This window comes from Aquibacillus sediminis, assembly GCF_005870085.1.
Taxonomy (GTDB): Bacteria; Bacillota; Bacilli; order Bacillales; family Amphibacillaceae; genus Aquibacillus_E; species Aquibacillus_E sediminis.
This window is the reverse complement of the sequence record NZ_SZNM01000005.1, coordinates 70,430-87,719: the sequence shown is the minus strand read 5'-3', so window position 1 is coordinate 87,719 and position 17,290 is coordinate 70,430. Positions and strand designations below refer to the sequence as shown.

At 36.3% G+C, this 17,290-nt stretch carries 16 protein-coding genes, 2 pseudogenes and 1 riboswitch; of the genes and pseudogenes, 1 reads left to right on the top strand and 17 read right to left on the bottom strand.

Going from position 1 to position 17,290, the window contains the following annotated elements; all coding sequences use genetic code 11:
- Positions 1-50: 50 nt before the first annotated feature.
- The 7 genes from FCI53_RS07410 to FCI53_RS07380 all read right to left on the bottom strand — a co-directional run bounded on the left by FCI53_RS07410 (position 51) and on the right by FCI53_RS07380 (position 8,282).
- On the bottom strand, positions 51-1,892 hold the full coding sequence (locus FCI53_RS07410) for an EAL domain-containing protein (protein ID WP_138417393.1): 1,842 nt from the start codon (positions 1,890-1,892) through the stop codon (positions 51-53).
- A gap of 137 nt (positions 1,893-2,029) precedes the next feature.
- A riboswitch (cyclic di-GMP riboswitch) is annotated at positions 2,030-2,114 on the bottom strand.
- Between the two features lie 656 nt (positions 2,115-2,770).
- On the bottom strand, positions 2,771-3,562 hold the full coding sequence (locus FCI53_RS07405; protein ID WP_138417391.1) for a sulfite exporter TauE/SafE family protein: 792 nt from the start codon (positions 3,560-3,562) through the stop codon (positions 2,771-2,773).
- 291 nt (positions 3,563-3,853) lie between these two features.
- Positions 3,854-4,552 carry an OmpA family protein gene (locus FCI53_RS07400; protein WP_138417389.1) on the bottom strand — a complete coding sequence of 233 codons (699 nt, stop codon included), beginning with the start codon at positions 4,550-4,552 and terminating at the stop codon, positions 3,854-3,856.
- Complete coding sequence (locus FCI53_RS07395; RefSeq protein WP_138417388.1) at positions 4,545-6,371, bottom strand: MotA/TolQ/ExbB proton channel family protein; 1,827 nt, start codon at positions 6,369-6,371, stop codon at positions 4,545-4,547. Before FCI53_RS07395 ends, FCI53_RS07400 begins: the two co-directional genes overlap by 8 nt.
- Before the next feature lie 365 nt (positions 6,372-6,736).
- The gene (locus FCI53_RS07390; protein ID WP_138417386.1) at positions 6,737-7,105 is read right to left on the bottom strand and encodes a hypothetical protein; all 369 of its coding nucleotides are present in this window, start codon (positions 7,103-7,105) and stop codon (positions 6,737-6,739) included.
- A 21-nt stretch (positions 7,106-7,126) separates the two neighbouring features.
- Complete coding sequence (locus FCI53_RS07385; RefSeq protein WP_138417384.1) at positions 7,127-7,546, bottom strand: hypothetical protein; 420 nt, start codon at positions 7,544-7,546, stop codon at positions 7,127-7,129.
- Between the two features lie 274 nt (positions 7,547-7,820).
- Entirely contained in the window at positions 7,821-8,282 is a 462-nt protein-coding gene (locus tag FCI53_RS07380) for a CBO0543 family protein (protein ID WP_138417382.1), read from the bottom strand.
- Between the two features lie 194 nt (positions 8,283-8,476).
- On the opposite strand from FCI53_RS07380, the pseudogene FCI53_RS22180 reads away from it, so the two are divergent.
- Positions 8,477-8,829, top strand: a pseudogene (locus FCI53_RS22180) (OsmC family protein).
- A gap of 52 nt (positions 8,830-8,881) precedes the next feature.
- Here FCI53_RS22180 and FCI53_RS07370 read toward each other — a convergent pair.
- From FCI53_RS07370 to FCI53_RS07320, 10 genes and pseudogenes are all read right to left on the bottom strand, one after another.
- Positions 8,882-9,949 (bottom strand): sensor histidine kinase, encoded by a 1,068-nt coding sequence (locus tag FCI53_RS07370; RefSeq protein WP_246050038.1) that lies wholly within the window; start codon positions 9,947-9,949, stop codon positions 8,882-8,884.
- Positions 9,939-10,618: pseudogene (locus FCI53_RS07365) on the bottom strand (response regulator transcription factor). Before FCI53_RS07365 ends, FCI53_RS07370 begins: the two are co-directional and overlap by 11 nt.
- A 43-nt stretch (positions 10,619-10,661) precedes the next feature.
- The gene (locus FCI53_RS07360) at positions 10,662-11,264 is read right to left on the bottom strand and encodes a redoxin domain-containing protein (protein ID WP_138417380.1); all 603 of its coding nucleotides are present in this window, start codon (positions 11,262-11,264) and stop codon (positions 10,662-10,664) included.
- A 941-nt stretch (positions 11,265-12,205) separates the two neighbouring features.
- Positions 12,206-12,589 carry a DUF302 domain-containing protein gene (locus FCI53_RS07350; RefSeq protein WP_138417376.1) on the bottom strand — a complete coding sequence of 128 codons (384 nt, stop codon included), beginning with the start codon at positions 12,587-12,589 and terminating at the stop codon, positions 12,206-12,208.
- Positions 12,590-12,723: 134 nt separating this feature from the next.
- Positions 12,724-13,296: a class I SAM-dependent methyltransferase gene (locus FCI53_RS07345; RefSeq protein WP_138417374.1), complete on the bottom strand. Its 573-nt coding sequence runs from the start codon at positions 13,294-13,296 to the stop codon at positions 12,724-12,726.
- 206 nt (positions 13,297-13,502) lie between these two features.
- Positions 13,503-13,736 carry a sulfurtransferase TusA family protein gene (locus FCI53_RS07340; protein ID WP_425457159.1) on the bottom strand — a complete coding sequence of 78 codons (234 nt, stop codon included), beginning with the start codon at positions 13,734-13,736 and terminating at the stop codon, positions 13,503-13,505.
- A gap of 15 nt (positions 13,737-13,751) precedes the next feature.
- Complete coding sequence (locus tag FCI53_RS07335) at positions 13,752-14,054, bottom strand: rhodanese-like domain-containing protein (protein ID WP_138417371.1); 303 nt, start codon at positions 14,052-14,054, stop codon at positions 13,752-13,754.
- Positions 14,055-14,176: 122 nt separating this feature from the next.
- The gene (locus FCI53_RS07330; protein ID WP_138417369.1) at positions 14,177-14,437 is read right to left on the bottom strand and encodes a metal-sensitive transcriptional regulator; all 261 of its coding nucleotides are present in this window, start codon (positions 14,435-14,437) and stop codon (positions 14,177-14,179) included.
- Complete coding sequence (locus FCI53_RS07325; RefSeq protein ID WP_138417367.1) at positions 14,409-14,795, bottom strand: rhodanese-like domain-containing protein; 387 nt, start codon at positions 14,793-14,795, stop codon at positions 14,409-14,411. Before FCI53_RS07325 ends, FCI53_RS07330 begins: the two co-directional genes overlap by 29 nt.
- A gap of 385 nt (positions 14,796-15,180) precedes the next feature.
- Positions 15,181-17,088, bottom strand: coding sequence for a CoA-disulfide reductase (locus FCI53_RS07320; RefSeq protein WP_138417365.1), 1,908 nt, complete (start codon positions 17,086-17,088; stop codon positions 15,181-15,183).
- Between the last annotated feature and the right edge of the window lie 202 nt (positions 17,089-17,290).

Genomic DNA, 17,290 nt, shown 5'->3' with positions numbered 1-17,290 from the left:
GCGATACCCTAACCTATACGATGCTAATAAATCCACAATTATAAGCCAGTCTACTCGATAACAAAATCCCCCTCATTAAATGCAGGATTTTGTTTTATCTTAACCGACATATCATTCAGTAATTTCGCTAATACATCACGATCTGATTCTTCAATCATAAACTCAACGCCATATTCAAAGGATTCTTTCCCATTCTCTTCTTGCCAAACAATCTTTCCACTTAAGTGAATATTTGTGTTCATGATGGTCGTATTAAATCCGTAGACGATATTTTCATGAGACTTCAAACGTAAATGGGTTAAAAATCTTAAACCACCCAAGCCAATATCTTGAACGAAAACTTCTGATGATCCTAGTGATACAGGTTTATCATTAAAAGATAAAATTGTCATTTGTGTCCTTAACGAGAACGGTAACTGGACTCGAAAATACTGTCGTCTTTCTCTTCGCGGTTGGACTTGTGGTTGCTTAGGTGGGATGATTTGCTTACGGAAGAATTCACCCATTTGCTCACTATCAACCGACTCACTATATAAGTATCCTTGTATTTCATCACACTTGAACTTTTTTATCATATCTAGCTGGTCTTTTGTTTCGATTCCTTCCGCAACAACTCGTTTATTTAATCCTTTGGCTAGATCGATAATGGATTTAATTATAATCGCATCTTGTTCATTATCTGCTATATGTCGTGTAAATTCACGATCTATTTTAATTGTGTCAATTGGAAATTGCTTTAGATATTGAACATTCGAGTACCCTGTACCATAATCATCCAACGCAATACAAACTCCTATCGCTTGTAGACGTTTGAGATGTTGTTCTACAATTTTTTTACTTGGTAATAAAGCTCCTTCAGTAACTTCAATCTCCAACATTGCTGGAGAAATCTTGAATTCTCGAATATACGACTCAATCTTATCAACGAGATCCGTCATCATGAAACGTTTCGGAGATAAATTGATGGAGATAACTGTTTGAGAAATTCCTTGCTGTTGCCATGTATTAATTTGCTCACATACACTTCGTAATAAAAAATCATCAATCTGTTGCAACACCTTTACATTCGCTTCTGCTACAGGGATAAATTCTGCAGGTGAAATTACTCCCCATTCAGGGTGATCCCAACGAATAAGCGCCTCTGCTCCCAGCACTCGTTCTGTAATTGGACTAATTCGTGGTTGGTATTCAATATAAATTTGTTGTTTCGATAATGCGTGTCTTATGTCATTTTCTAATTGAAATAATTTAAATGACTCAATATTTTTGTTGGGCGCATAGATTTGGTAACTACCTTTTCCAGTTTGTTTCGAGTATTTTAAAGCCGTATGTGCATTACTCACTAAAGAATGATGGTCCACACTATCAACCGAAAAAACACTTATTCCAACACTTAGCGTAATGTACACATCGTAACTGGCAATCTTAATAGGCAATTCCGTCGCCTTTACAACTTGTTGAGCAAATTGGTAATAATCAGCTTGATTCGGAAGGTGTTTAACAAGGGCAATAAATTCGTCACTACCAATATGAAAGAGTACCCCCTTCTCGTTCATCACCTGTTTCATTTTTTCTGCCGTCTTTTTTAAAACAACATCGCCAACTTCATAACCAAAATTAGTATTCACTTGATTTAACCCATCTACATTAATGTAAAAGCAAGCAAAACTTTTCTGCTTTTGTTCGTGTTCATGGATCCACTTTTTAATCGCTTCTCTTGAATAATAACGATTTGGTAATTGAGTCAATGTGTTATATTCTTCATTTTCTTGCGATATATGTTTAATCAAACCTGTTAATTGACTTTCATCCGTTAACGGGTCATCGTTTGATTGACTGGATTGCTTCCCTTTTGGTAACAATCGTTTAATACTAGGTTTTATTTTAAACATCCTTTCCCACGTTTGATATTTGATTGGAGTGCACTGGTAAGACTTAGTAGCTAAAAATTGGTACTATATTTCCTCATGTGCAAAATAAAAGGCAAACCAACTAGTTGGTTTACCTTTTATAAAATCATAAATAGTACTTCGGTAACTCGGCCACCATCACTTTTTTGCTTTAGGTCCGTAGCTTTGCGTCCTTACCTTTCGATAAGTTTGCCATTATCGGTAAACGTGATATGTAATTTTTTATACTATAAGTATAGAAAATTAACAGCTGGTTTTCAACACAATTCGACAAGAACTACCATCATTCTACTAGTTAATATTTTAAAAAATTCTGTCATTTTTATCAATGGATTCCCTTATGCTTGTATTAATACTGGATAAGGAGAGGATTCAATGCTAATCACGCTTTTCACAACTACTTCTATGTCAATTGTGAAAGGGGTTAGAACACGATTAAATCAGCTTCTTCATCAGCTTTCTATAAATGATTTTGATATCAAATTATTCTCTTCTAAAAAATATAAGCCGCCTAATGTTGCTTTTTCCCATTTTTTAAGATGATATTGTAATTTTTTACATGCGCACAAAAAGACTAGGCAAAACAACTTCCCACCTTTTTCTATTTTACAAACACCAAAAATTACTTCTTCTCACAAACCAGATAAGTATACAAACAGCTCCATCGCACAATCAAGCTTTCTTTTCTGATTTGAATACGTTATCCAACAAATTGAAACGCTCAACAATTTCACGGAATCGTAAACAGCTACCTAAATCATTATTTTATTTTTTGAGTTTAATAAGCAATAAAAAACATAACTTCTAATTTCAAGGAAGTTATGTTTTTTATATTATATCAATACGAATAACACCATAGCCTAAAACATAATAAACTTAAAAATATTAAAGATATTAATAAGTAAAACAAGAAGGATGGTTATATTAAATATCTTGGAAATGGTTTTATTGGTGTATTTCATCACCAAATTACTACCTACAATCCCCCCGAGTATTCCTCCAACAATCATATAAACAAGCATCGATAAATCGTACTCTCTAATATCTGTCGTGAACAGGACTAGTAAGAGGGATGACAATTGGGAGAAAAAGATAATGAACAAGGAATTAAACGAGGCATTTCTTGCATTCATCGAGAATAATAATGTTAAAATTGCTACATTTAGCGGCCCACCACCAATACCTAAAAACGCTGACAACAAACCCAGAACAAATCCAGCAGTAAAGATGATGGTATTGCTTTCCACTTGGTAAGTCTTAATATGGTTTTTATTTTTTATGAATAAATAAATACATAACAAAATCACTGCAAGTAATGTTGATTGAAACGCACCGATCGTGGCAGAAAGCTTTAATTGAAGTATTACAAAATTGAAGATAGCTTTTCCAACAAACCCACCAATAATTGAGCCTATGGCAATTAACAGGCTATTCTTCTTATCTAATTCAAATTTTTTTTTTCGTATTTTTATTAACGAAGTAGCAGCCATTGCAAAAACGGTTGCGGCAGATAACACGCCGATAGTAGCCAAATCAAAATGTCCGAACACATCTAATACCGGTTTGATGATGACGCCCCCACCTAAACCGGCCATTGCTCCTAGTGTGGAAGCAACCATCCCAATAAAAAAGTATAATAAAAATATTTCCATCATCTCCAAACCTATAACTAAACAACATGAATTACTATACCATAATCTGTAAGTTTGTAAATATTTTCACACTAGCTTTTAGCCCAACAATTTCGTGTTTATTTTAACCACATAGAGGGTTTCTATGTGTACATGTGGTTGAATCAAGGCTGAATGATTGCAGAATATGTTGCTACGGACCCTCTTTCTTGGACGTTTCAGAACTCAACGTCTACTTAATCCGCAGTGAAGATATGCGTGCACCAAAAACACACCAATACTTAAACAATAAGTATCGGTGTGTTTTGAAATTTATCCATCACCATTCAAAATATCTCTTGTCTTATCTAAAATCTCTTCATCTTTCAACCTAAATTTAAACTCAACCCGCCTTGATGCTTCTGCACTATAGTCTCCATTTTCATCCCGGCGGCTGTCCGTAAATGACTTACCATTTACCGTTAATTTATCTTGTAGATGGTCTTGGATGTTTTTATATGGAAATTGATCACCTAGAATATAATCTGCAACACTAAACGCCCGCTCTTGGGAAAGCTCCAAGTTGTATAAATAACTATTCTCTCGATCGGTGTGTCCTTCAATGATGATTTCTGCAATATAGTCTTCATACCCACTACCTAATAACACATCTAAATATTTAGGTACAAATTCGTCAAGAAAGTGAAACGAATCCTCCTTTAATACTGCCTCATCATATTCAAATAAAATCTCTGTATCGAATATAATCGCTCCTGTCTGTTCATCTACCTCGATTCCTAGTGGTGAATCATTAAATTCTTCATTTAAGTCACTTACCAGCTGGGCACGAACACCCATGATCTGATCTAATGTTTTTTTCATCTCTTCAATTTGTAATGATTTAATTACCATCATACTAATGAAGATTAATACGAAACAAAGCAAAATCGACGTTAGTAAATCTGTAAAAGAAGGCCAAAACTGACTATCGTCCTGTTCTCCCTTAAATAACTTCTGATATTTATTAATCATGCCCACTCAACCTTACCGCGTCATTTAATTTAGATGTTTCCTGACTGTATGCATGTAGCTGCTGATTTAACTTTTGAATTTCCTGGTTTAACTCAGTAAAGGTTTGGTTTGTATAACGTCCGTTTGTTTGTTGCATCTCCTCCACTATCTGACGAATTTCTTTGAATTCTTTTTTCATTCCAGTGTTGGTAACATCCATATAATCACCAATCGTACGAACCACTTTATCTAGTTTATCTCCGAGTTCACCTTCCAATGTCGCAACATATCGTGAAAGCGTGTCTTTCATGAAAGTTAAGTTCGAATCCAATTGATTCTCTCGCTGTTGAAAGCCTTGTTGCATTTGGGATATCGTATCATTCATTTCTTTAATGAGTTGATTATTTTTGATCCCTACTTGTTCATACGTAGTGGTCGCTTCTTGTAAATGTTTCTCTAACATAAACGTTTCGGTTGCATGTGACTTCAGATGATGATGGAATTCATCATTAAAACGCTTTAGGTCATCCAACTGACCTGTTAACTGATTTCTAAACTCTGCCTGTGTTTGATTCATCGCTTCTAATGCTTGCGGTAAAGGCGTAATCGAATCGCCTACACGCTGGAAATCTCTTGAGAATTCACTTAAGTACTTGGTCATTCCTGATAACTTAGCACTTAGATCATGGCCAAAGATGTTTTTAAATTCTTGGTTGTGTGCTTTCATTTGTTCGGCTAACCCACGACATTCTTGATTAATTTTTTCAAAGGCATGTTTGACAGAGGATTGTCCATCAGCAACAGAAGACGTAAACTGCTTTAAATCATCGACAGAGTCTTCAAAGTTGCGTAATGTTTCCATTTGTGCTTCGGATGTACCTTTCATTTTTTCGTAGGTTTTTTCAAACGTTGTGACAACTTTGTCATTCCGTTCATCCATTTTGTTAAAATAACTAAACAATTGATCAAAATTATCATTCAGTTTGGCTGTTGCTTGTTCAAACCCTTCCGTCATCTCTCCTACGCGCTGAAAAATAACTTGAAAGTGTTCGAGATTGCTAGCTAACCCTTGATTAAAGGTTGCTAAATCTTCCGCTGATTGTTGCAAACCTTCTGTATAATCTTGAAAGCCTTGAAAGGAGTTTTCGATTCCTTGTAAAGATTGTTGGTTCGTTTCTTGTAATCGATTGATGGAACTGTGAATCATCTCTGTTACATCAATCAGACGAGCCAATCCATTTTGTTCTTCCTCTGCTAAATTGGTTTCTACTTTTAACATCATATCTGTTAACAGAAATTCTGTATTACAAATCTTCACAAGCATCGTCATGATTAAAGAACAACCCATCCCCGCGATACTAGTGTAAAAGGCAACATCAATCCCCGCTAAGACACTTGCAACATTTTCAACTAATTGTTCACCGCCAGCGTCAATACTACCTAACGACATCGTTAATCCAATAAATGTACCTAACACCCCGATTAAAATAAATACGGATACTGTCATCTGAATCATTTTTATTAAATTAACAACAGGTACATTGAATACACACCATGATGAAAATTTCTCCTGTACAAATGTATCTACTTTTACCGATTCTTCTTGTTGTCTATGGTCAAACTGTTCTTTTATTGTGCGTAACGGTTCTATGTCCATTCGTCCTGTTTCATTTAAATAGTTTCGTAGTTTTCTTAATTTATTAAATAAAAGGATGTGGACAACAAATGTAACAGTAAAAGTAACAAACAACACCATAAAAATCAGTTCGATTACATCATTTGCTAAAATCGCTTCAGCTTTTTGTTCGCTAATGAAAATTTGTAAAATGGCTTCGACCATCGATTTTTCCCCCTATCTCATGAATTCTGACATCATGTTCAGCTCAATTAACAAACGTTTTAGGGTCTCTATTAATGCATATTCCAGGCTTGGTTAAAACATGAGTGATAGAATTGGAAAAGCTTTCGATTTGGAAGTTGGTCGCAACGTGCAGAAGAGTTGAACTACACCTAACGAACAAAGCACTTGGCCTATTTCCAAGTGCTTTCATGACGATGTATCAAGTTGTGCAAATCCATTTACTTTGCTGAGCTCATTACTAAACAGATAAATCATAAAATATATAGGAAACGAATAGTAAAATTCCCATTTTATCGTTTCATAGTAGCCAAAATAGGAAATAATTGGTTCTCCTACAAACGTTGTCAATAGCGAAAATATAAGTCCCTTAACCCATGGGGAAACATTAGGTTTGTATGTGCATAGGCTGGAACCCACGGAAAGACCTCATAATAATACCGCCACAAATCATATTGTGAGCCGATGAAATCTAGAAAAGATGAAATAATAATAATCGAAAAACCAACAAACAACATACGGTACCGACTTGTTGTCGGCTGAACGATCCACCATATACCCCATGGGATGATAGTAAGTGCAACACCACCCCACCAATGAAGGATGAAAACGACATCGGATAGCCAAAGATCTACTTTTAATTCTTGAGCTTTAGCTGTTAATTCAGAAACAGTTTCTTTCTTATTTTTCATAACTTGATTCCAAAACGGACTCATTTGTTTTTTTAAATCTCCTTCTTATTGCTTTCGGTAAATAATCATGCCAATGATCATGGGAATAATCATTGTCAAACCTACTGTTAAGGTTGGAACTGGCAATTGTTTTGCAAAGATCGCTCCCATTTCCCCCATGAATCCTGCGATAACGAAAGGAATGGCAGTAACGGTTTTGTCGGCACCTTTTTTAGCATAAAACCATGCGTCCCAAACGGCATAGACATAAAAACCCGGATAAAATAACATGGCGTCATAAACTGTTACATCCAGTGCCTGTTGGTGCATTCCATTGAAATCCAATTGAATAGCTCGATTAATTTTTCCTACCATATTATCAAAGTGTTCAAAAATCACAAAAATGATCCCTTTAAAAAGTTGTTTGTTATAGATCTGACCGAAGCCAGGCATCAATAATGAAAATAATGCTGCAATGTTTCTCATCTTACATACCTACTTTATGACGATAGTTAAGCTATATTATTTGAAAACCGTTACAAAATATACTACTTTTTGACTAACTTAACTCAAGGTTTAGTTTAACCCTAACCAAACAGGTATTATTACCTATTAAGCAAAGAGGAACAATTAACTGAAATCATGGTGATTATTATCCGAATGGACTGCTCCTATTCTTCGCAAACGAGCTTCCCTATGACTAGTACTAATATCACAATAAAAAATTGGATTTACATGAGGGTATCATATAAATCCAATTTCATGATGAAATCTTTCTAATGTAAGCCATCATACCTCGAATCATCAGAAAAGATGCAGCTAGTGAAAATAGAGAGTAATACCATTTCCAACTATTATACCGAATCAAACGCGTTCGTCTTTCTAAATAGGTCTCTATAATTGTGATAGGTGTACTGTACAAAAAGGCCTGAACAATCATAGTGAACAAATTAGATCGATACGTTGTTTGATTGTAAAACACACACAACAATGGAAATAAAATCATATCAAACAATACACTACTCTTAAAGGCGTTTGGGAACTGACGGATTGGAAATTCCAATATTTTTTTGCTAGCAATAATGTTACCAAAAAAAGTAGATAAGAAAGCTTTCAATAAAAAGGCGATAATCCCTTCTTTGGTAGAACTTTTATTGATAGCATATGGTATCGTTACAATTCCTAATATAGATAAACTATTTAAAATCACTTTCTCCTTCATTTAACCTCACCTTTTTCTGTGAACTCTCTAAAGTTATTGTGTGTCTGTTCTAGAGGTTCATACATTTATTCCAGAAACTCTTCATATCTTCACACTTTTTTCATATTTACTGAGTACACTTAGATTAAGAAAAGATAACTTCGAAGGAGTGGCTTGCGTTGAAATTTACTATCGATGATCACGGTGTTCATACGATGTTACCGCATAATACACTACACATTTCAAAACAAGAACAGCATGGATACCGCCCCTATCAACTACTAATTGCTTCCATTGTTGGTTGTAGTGGCAATTTATTGCGACAAATTTTAAATAAAAAGCGAATCGATTATCATACGTTACAAGTCTCTATGAAGTTAAAAGAAATCCTGATCAAGCAAATCGAATCGAAGAAATACATTTAACTTTTATTATTTATAGTGAAAAGGCTCTCGATTCAACTAAAGTTGAAAAAGCTCTTGCATTAACACGAAAAAATTGTGGGATGATACAATCTGTTCAAGATAGTATCCATATTACCGAAACGTATGAATTAAAACAGGCATAAAAAATTTCTTAAAACAAAAGCATGCTGTCCAGTTGAACCAGACAGCATGCTCTTATTTTTGTAAGTGAATTGTAAACCAAAAAGTATGTTTGTCATCTTTTGTCGAATCTAAACCAACCTGACCGTGGTGATGTTCCACGATTTCCTTGGAAATCGAAAGTCCTAGTCCACTACCGCCTGTTTCCTTACCGCGAGAATTGTCGACGCGATAAAAACGGTCAAATACTTTTCCGCGATCCTTTTCCGGAATGGGGTGTCCGTTTCCGATCACCGAAACTTTATATACATCTTCACATAATTCCCCTTTAACACAAATAGGCGTAGTACCTTGGTTATATCGAATCGCATTTTCAATCAAATTACTCATCACTTGCATCATGGCATCTTTATTCACTAAAACAAATCCATCCTTTACTTGTAGCTCAATCGGAATATTATGTTTCTCCAATAACCATTGAAATAACTCCACCGATTGATCAATAAGTTCCGCCATGTTTATAGATTGTTTATCTAAGAAAGTTTGATTGGAGACATGATCCCACTCTTTTAATTGTTCTAACTGCTTTACCATCTTAGTCAGACGTTTTGATTCTTCATAAAGAGATTCATATAACTGTGGGTCCCCTACCATTACCTCATTTTTCAACGCCCCCAAATAACCATTCAAATTGGATAAAGGCGTTCGAAACTCATGCGATAAATCAGATATAAGTTTATGACGATGCTCCTCATTATATTTAAGTTGTTGCACCATATCATTAAAATGATGGACTAATTGACCTGTTTCATCGTTGGAGGTTGTTTTAATTGGGGCGGGATAATGTCCCTTTTTCATCCTTTTTGTTGACGTAATTAATTCTCTCAATGGTCGGATTAATTTTCTTGTGAGGTAAAAGTGAATGGTGCTCCCAATCACAATCGCCGCAAGACTGAAGATGATTAAATAACCAAATAATGTTTGATTAAACCGGGATTGTTTCTCCACCGTTACCATTCCGTCGACTAACAAACAAGCTGTATTATATAAGGCAAACCCTGTTACAATAATAAAAGATGCAACAACTACAACATTTAACAGCGTCAATCGAAATAAAAATGCTTGATGAAATTTACGGAACAAATTTATACCCCATTCCGCGAACTGGATTGATTCGTTTAGGGTCACTTGGGTTGTCTTCTATCTTTTCACGTACTTTTTGATATGCGCATCAATGGTGCGATCCATAATGGTCCGATCTGAATGAGGGTACAGTTGGTCAATCAATTGTTCTCTAGAAAATAGCCTATTAGGGTTTTCCGTAAAGTAATAAAGCAAATTAAATTCATGTTTCGTTAACTTAATTGGTTGATCATAAAGGATTACTTCTCCCCTTCTAGGCTTTATACAAAGTCCTCCATGAACAATTTTTTGGCAAAATTGTCCTGTTCGTCGCAAAACTGCTTCCACATGTGCGACTAGTTCTTCAGGTTCGAACGGTTTCGTTAAATAACCGTCAGCCCCTAGTTTCAAACCATTAATCTTATCTTCTGTCCGTGATTTAGCAGATAACATGATGATGGATACCTCATTCTTCTCTTGCTCACGAACCCATGTACAAAATTCCTCGCCACTAACTTTTGGTAGCATTAAATCTAATACGATCAAGCAAGGATGGTGTGTTAAAAATACATCTTTTGCCACTTCCCCATCCGCTGCTTCTACTACTTCAAAACCCGCTTTTCGCAAATAGATACCGACTAATTCTCGGATCATCCTGTCATCTTCTACTACTAAGATCGTTTGGTCCATTTTGTTCCACCCCTGTATGTTTTCGTATTTAACAGAAGGTGTTTTAGCTCATTGTTTCAAACTCTTGCACCATCTGTTCATAATTCAACGGCCCATAGGCAACAAATTGGATTTTGCCATTTGAATCAATCATAAACGACGTTGGGATTGGTTGAATTTGATAGGTTGTCGCTACGTCTAGCTCCGCATCTTGTAAAATGGAAAAAGTTAAGCCGAAATCATCAACGAAGTCATGCACATCTTGTACGGCGTCCTCCGTATCGGTTAAATTAACCGCTAAGATTTCCACACCCTTGTTCTCATGAAACTTCTGCATATCAGGCATTTCCGCTCGACATGGTGGACACCATGTTGCCCAGAAGTTAATCATTACGCGTTCACCTCGATAATCAGAAAGTTTGACGCTCTCGCCTTGTAAGGTCTCAAGCTCGAAATCTGGTGCTTGATCGCCGACATTTAAACCAACTGTTTCACTAGACTTTTTCTCATTTTCACCATTACCTTGATCACTAGCTTGTTGTTCCAATTCATCCACTTCATCCCTTGAACTAAATTCAGAAGTTGCTTCCTGTTGATTGGTGACATCATAAATCGCCCATGCTAACATTCCAACTAGAACAACACCTACGATGATTGACTTTTTCATATGTATGACCTCCTCTATTGCTGTACTATTTTTCTAATGCCTTAAACAGTGAAATGGAAACGCGCCAATTAGTATGTAGTTTATTTTTATTTTACACATTACATGAACAATATGAAAATTTAACGAAAATTAGTAAAACGCTCATTTGGTGAAATTCGTTGCTTTTTTATGTGGCAGTTGATAGAAAATACGACGTAACTAATGGTTTTCTCGCTCGCTTTTATAAAATGAGTGCTAGTATAGAGCTCCGGAAATACACTACGCTTTCCACGGGCGGCTGATGAGCCTCCTCGCTCGTCCCTCGCTGCGGGGTCTCACCTAGGCCTTTCCTCCCGTAGGACAAGGAAAGCTACAGTGAATTCACATCGCACGCAGAAAAAGTGGTTTCCTTTTTCAAGGAGTCTACGTGTATTTCCTCCGCTCTTGTTATGTGCATCGTAATTTTATAGCTTTTTGCTTGATTATTACGTACAAAAATTCCCTTTTTCTAGTAGATAACAATGATTCACTTTTGGTTTAGGTATATGTATCTGACGTTAATCAGAACACCACTAACAGCGTAGGTAGAATATGGAGACTCCTCGAAAATAAAGACCAATTTTCTTCGTGCGATGTATCGCTATCGAAGCATTCCTTGTCCTATGGGAACAGCGCGAGCCGAAGATCCCATGAATTAAGGAACGTAGGCTAAGATCGTCACGTCCTGTGACAACGCCTGCGTGACCAACATCCTGTTGGCCCGAGGCCGTGCCCATGGAAAGCGGGGTATTCTACCAAAGCGGTTGTACAGCACTCAATTCAAATCAGGAAATAAGATACTCACATAAAACTTACGTCGGAGTTTATGTTTATTGCGACAAAACAACAACCTTTTAGGAAACAGCCAGGTAAAATAACAAAACGATAAGGAAGCTATTATCCCTTATCGTTCAACACCCCTGTTAAATGCTTTGGTCAATCGCTTGAATTAAGCGATTTTCAATATCTGTTGCGAAATCCTTTATTGATTCATCCTCCACCATTTGAATTAGCGCGGTTGGCTTCGGTAGACCAATTTTTGTTTTTCCTTGATCTTCATAAACAACAATCTTACAAGGTAGAAAGTAACCAACCATTAAGTTTTCCGATAACACACGATTTGCTTCATGAGGATTACACACTTCTAGGACAAGGTAAGGTTGATTAAAATCTATCCCTTTTGATTGTAGTTTTTCTTCAATATCAAATTGCCATAATACACCAAACTGTTCTTGCTTTAAGCTTTCCTCTAATGAAGAAACTGCTTCTTCCATTGTGTTGTTTGTTTCAACTGTATAGTGGAACATTAGAAGCCTCCTTAAATAAACTTACTTACAATTGAGACGATCACAAACACTGCTCCTGCCAGGAACATAATCTTTTGTGAGGGTCATAACATATTCCACAACTTTTTCATTTATTTTACCTCACTATCCGTATATTAATCATGTAAACTTGCTTCGACTGCATAGTGTTGACTATTTAGATCAATAAACTCCACATTAAAGTTCGCAATTTTTAAAGCCTCTAGTAACTCCTCTGCAGGAAGACGGTGATTTAACGGTGGTCCTGCCTCCATCTCGATTGCTTTCCATTCAATGATAAGTATTTTCCCGTCTTGTTTTATAATACGTTTAATCTCTTGAACCGTTTGATCGATACTAGACACTTCATGCATGACCATCGAGATCATGGCTTTATTTACGGACTGATCCTCCAATTTAATCGTCACTAGATCACTTTCTACATAGTGAATATTATCTATCGATGCTATTGCTGCGTTTTCTTTTAACATGTTCAACATTTTCGGTTCAATATCTACCGCATACACGGTATTGGTGGTCTTTTGTGCAATGGGAAGTGTAAAATAACCATTGCCTGCACCAAGATCGGCCACAACATCTTGTGAATCGATTTCTAAGTAGCTTAGGAGTTTATCCGGCGGTAATAGCGCTTTTCTTTCTTCACTGAAAAGTTTATCTGCTTTTTCTGGGTTGAATTTTTTATCTGTCAAGTGGTATTCCCCTTTCCTTTGTTAATGCGGGATTTTGCGTTTAAGGAATTATCTGCCTTTTCAAGGAATTATTATATTTTTTATGGGATTGAGTTGCTTCACTTTGAGACTAGACGCTTACATATTTTGCGCCTTATCTTCACAGAAGATTTTATATAGTAAAATAGCAGGCTTGAATAACCTGCTATTTTACTTTTTGTTAGTTATTAACCTTTTTTAATCCAAAACTTTAATACGTCGCCTTCTTCTGTATCTTGAAGCAAATCATGTCCTCCTGATTTTGCCCATGCGGTTAAGTCACTTTTCGCACCCTTATCTGTTGCATGCACTTCTAGAATGTCTCCCGTTTCTAAATCATTCATTGCTTTTTTTGTTCTTACAATTGGCATTGGGCATGCTAAACCTTTTGCATCTAATACTTCATTAGCTATAATGCTCATTCAATTACCTCCTTACTAATCAACTTCTACTTCATCTTCCCAATCCAACATGCCACCTTGCATGTTAGTAACATCATATCCTTTATCTGTTAAAAAAGCACAAGCATTTCCACTTCTACCTCCAGAACGGCAAACCATAAAATGATGTTCATCCTTATCAATTTCATCTAGTCGTTCTGGAATTTGTCCTAATGGAATATGTTTAGCTCCTGGAATTTTCCCTTGTGCTACTTCCTCATCTTCCCGGACATCAATAATGCTTAATTTTTCTCCTGCTTTCACTTTTTTCGCTAGTTCATTTGCTGAAATTTCTTTCATAAATTTATCCTCCATTCTATTTTCTTCTAATGATTTATCCCTGTACACAGACCACTATATACCCTAATAGGTATTTTGTAAACTAAAAAAACTTAAATGTTTTTTAGCTTGCAAAAAGATGTTTATCTGCTTTTCACTAATAAATTAACAGCTTCCTTGATAAGATCCTCGGATTTTTCACCATTTTCATTTTCTTCTCGAATACATTGTTCCAGGTTAGAACTAACAATTAATGCAGCTGTCCGATCTAATGCACTTCGAACCGCAGACATTTGCGTCACAACATCGCGGCATTCTTTTTCTTCTTCCATCATTTTTAATAATCCACGTACTTGTCCTTCGATACGTTTCATTCTATTTTTGACTTGTGTATCGTATTTCATAGTAGCATCTCTCCTTATCCAAATCCTCTGTTAAATAATAACCAACAACTGCCATGCCTTTTTTTCGTAATAACCGGGTTGCTAAGTTCTTTTCAACATAATCCGTAGCGATTAAAATAATAGGTTTATTAGGTATCTCGACAAAATGCCGGTTCAAGTAAGGTAATGGAACACACGTCGTTCCTTTTTTCGTATTCTTACATGACGTTTGGTAGTCACGAACATCGACAATGACAGTATCATCTTGATTGTAATATCGATTGATTTCATCTATTTTTGTTACACCAAATACAGGGATATATCGTTTATAGAGAAGCAGTAGACTTAGAGTTATTACGATTGCAATTATTATAGTCATGTTCTCTCCTCTATTCTATTTAGTTTTGTTATAGCTCCATTTTATACCCCTGCAGGTATCTTGTCAACCTGTGCAAAGTATAAACCCAAACAGAATGGCTATGACAAGAATATAGTTAGAATCTGTTGTCGAGGCACCACAATCCTTATCGTTTTGTATTAGTATCACAAGTAATGTATAAATTATGGGCAGTTTTCATTGTTTTGTCTCAAAAACATAAACTTTTACTTAATAGATAAGGTGAAGGAAGATGGAATGAAGACACTTTCGCACCTTAAACGGGAAGTTTAAATGAAATAGCAGAATGAGGATCCGCTTGAGATCTATTGATGTTTGTTATACTCCACATAAAAATCCCCTCACAAATGGGAGGGGATTTTGTACATTACGCGTCTTTGCGAATGTAAGTTACATAGGTCTTGTCATCTTGTTCGATTTTTAGCACGGTGTTACCATTGCTTGCACACCAGCCCTTAATATCATTGATAAAGTTAGGGTCAGTCGCTAGTACTTTAAGAATATCGCCTTTTTCAAAGGTCTTCATTGTTTTGAATACGTTCATAAGTGGTCCAGGACATTGTAAACCTGTCACATCAAGTTGTTGATTGCTTTCAATCGTTGCGGCTTCTTCTTCTGCTTGCTCATCACCATTGTGGAACACAGCTGAGTAAGTTTTCCAACCACCATCTAAGTTTTTCACTTTGTAGCCATTAGCAGTTAAGATTCTTGTTGCAAGGTAACCGCGTAGGCCAACTTGACAAGTAATATAGATGGTTTCGTCTTTTGGAATTTCATCTAAACGATCACGGATTTCTCCTAATGGGATATTAACAGACCCCTTAATGAATCCTGCTTCTCTTTCTACAGGTTCACGTACGTCAATCAACATGCCGCCATCTTCAATCACTTGGTCAATTTCATGCCATTGCGCTGTTTCGATTCCTTCATCAATCATATTAGAAGCAACATACCCTACCATGTTTACAGGGTCTTTTGCAGATGAGAATGGTGGTGCATAAGAAAGTTCGATTTCTGTTAAATCATGTACGGTTAAATTCCCTTTAATCGCAGTCGCAATCACGTCGATACGTTTATCCGCACCATCTGCAGCTACTGCTTGTGCACCAAAGATTTTACCTGTTTCACCATCAAAAATAAGTTTTAGAGCAATTGGTGCAGCACCAGGGTAATAACCTGCGTGTGAAGCTGGGTGTACGTGCGCCACACGGTATTCTATTCCTTTTTGGCTTAGTACTTTTTCATTGTTCCCTGTTGTTGCTACTGTTAAATCGAACACTTTTGCAATCCCTGTACCAAGTGTTCCTTTGTATGCTTCTTGTTTGCCATAGACATTGTTGGCTACGATTCGACCTTGACGGTTTGCAGGTCCTGCTAATGGAATCATGGTTGGTTGTCCATTAATATAGTCTGTTACTTCAATTGCATCTCCTAGAGCAAAGATTGCTGGGTCATTCGTTTGCAAGTATTCATTTACTTTAATACCGCCACGATCACCAAGTTCTAGACCTACTTCAGCTGCTAGTGAGTTTTCAGGTTTTACACCAATGGATAGCATCGTCATATCTGTAGTAATTTCTTTTCCACTAGACAAGACAATCTTGTTACCATTATCTTCAAATGCTTTTACTCCGTCTTCAAGAATTAAGTTCACGCCTTTATCTTTTAAGTGACGGTGTACAATTGCAGCCATTTCGTAGTCAAGTGGCGCCATAACTTGTTTCGCCATTTCGACAAGTGTAACATTCACACCACGATCTACTAAGTTTTCAGCCATTTCTAGACCAATAAATCCTCCACCGATCACAACTGCTTCGTTTGGCTTACGCTCGTCCACATACGCTTTAATTTTGTCCGTATCTGGAATATTTCTTAGTGTGAAGATGTTATCTGCTTCTTTAATCCCTGGTATTGGTGGGAAAATTGGTTTCGCACCAGGTGATAAAATAAGCGCATCATAGCTTTCTTCATATGTTTCACCAGTTTGAACGTTTTTCACTGTAACTGTTTTATTTTCACGGTCAATCTTTGTTACTTCCGTTAAATTACGAATGTCTAGGTTAAACTTCTTACTCATTCCTTCAACCGTTTGCACAAGTAATTTGCTACGATCCTTAATGGTCTCTCCAATATAGTATGGAAGGCCACAGTTCGCAAATGAAACATATTCTCCTCTTTCAAATAGTACAATTTGTGATTCTTCATCTAATCTTCTAAGTCTTGCTGCTGCCGTTGCACCACCTGCAACACCGCCAACGATAATAATTTTTTTCATAGTTGTTTACCTCCAATAGTTTCGAACTTTTTGATTTATACACATACCCCTATAGGTATTATGTTAATTATTATAAGACCACTCCAATGATTTCGATGTGATAAATATCACACCTGATAGATTTTTATCTAAAAAACATTGAAGTGCTTCACAAAGTGAAACTTCACTCAGTGGGAGTTTTTGCTCTTCCCCCACTGAGTGT

What these genes read in the sequence shown, in the direction of transcription:
- FCI53_RS07405 (WP_138417391.1), bottom strand. Translation starts at nt 3,562, where the DNA reads ATGGAAATATTTTTATTATACTTTTTTATTGGGATGGTTGCTTCCACA.
- FCI53_RS07360 (WP_138417380.1), bottom strand. Translation starts at nt 11,264, where the DNA reads ATGAAAAAGTCAATCATCGTAGGTGTTGTTCTAGTTGGAATGTTAGCA.
- FCI53_RS07410 (WP_138417393.1), bottom strand. Translation starts at nt 1,892, where the DNA reads ATGTTTAAAATAAAACCTAGTATTAAACGATTGTTACCAAAAGGGAAG.
- FCI53_RS07350 (WP_138417376.1), bottom strand. Translation starts at nt 12,589, where the DNA reads ATGTTCCACTATACAGTTGAAACAAACAACACAATGGAAGAAGCAGTT.
- FCI53_RS07330 (WP_138417369.1), bottom strand. Translation starts at nt 14,437, where the DNA reads ATGAAATACGATACACAAGTCAAAAATAGAATGAAACGTATCGAAGGA.
- FCI53_RS07385 (WP_138417384.1), bottom strand. Translation starts at nt 7,546, where the DNA reads ATGAGAAACATTGCAGCATTATTTTCATTATTGATGCCTGGCTTCGGT.
- FCI53_RS07340 (WP_425457159.1), bottom strand. Translation starts at nt 13,736, where the DNA reads ATGAGCATTATAGCTAATGAAGTATTAGATGCAAAAGGTTTAGCATGC.
- FCI53_RS07400 (WP_138417389.1), bottom strand. Translation starts at nt 4,552, where the DNA reads ATGATTAATAAATATCAGAAGTTATTTAAGGGAGAACAGGACGATAGT.
- FCI53_RS07335 (WP_138417371.1), bottom strand. Translation starts at nt 14,054, where the DNA reads ATGAAAGAAATTTCAGCAAATGAACTAGCGAAAAAAGTGAAAGCAGGA.
- FCI53_RS07390 (WP_138417386.1), bottom strand. Translation starts at nt 7,105, where the DNA reads ATGAGTCCGTTTTGGAATCAAGTTATGAAAAATAAGAAAGAAACTGTT.
- FCI53_RS07320 (WP_138417365.1), bottom strand. Translation starts at nt 17,088, where the DNA reads ATGAAAAAAATTATTATCGTTGGCGGTGTTGCAGGTGGTGCAACGGCA.
- FCI53_RS07380 (WP_138417382.1), bottom strand. Translation starts at nt 8,282, where the DNA reads ATGAAGGAGAAAGTGATTTTAAATAGTTTATCTATATTAGGAATTGTA.
- FCI53_RS07395 (WP_138417388.1), bottom strand. Translation starts at nt 6,371, where the DNA reads ATGGTCGAAGCCATTTTACAAATTTTCATTAGCGAACAAAAAGCTGAA.
- FCI53_RS07325 (WP_138417367.1), bottom strand. Translation starts at nt 14,795, where the DNA reads ATGACTATAATAATTGCAATCGTAATAACTCTAAGTCTACTGCTTCTC.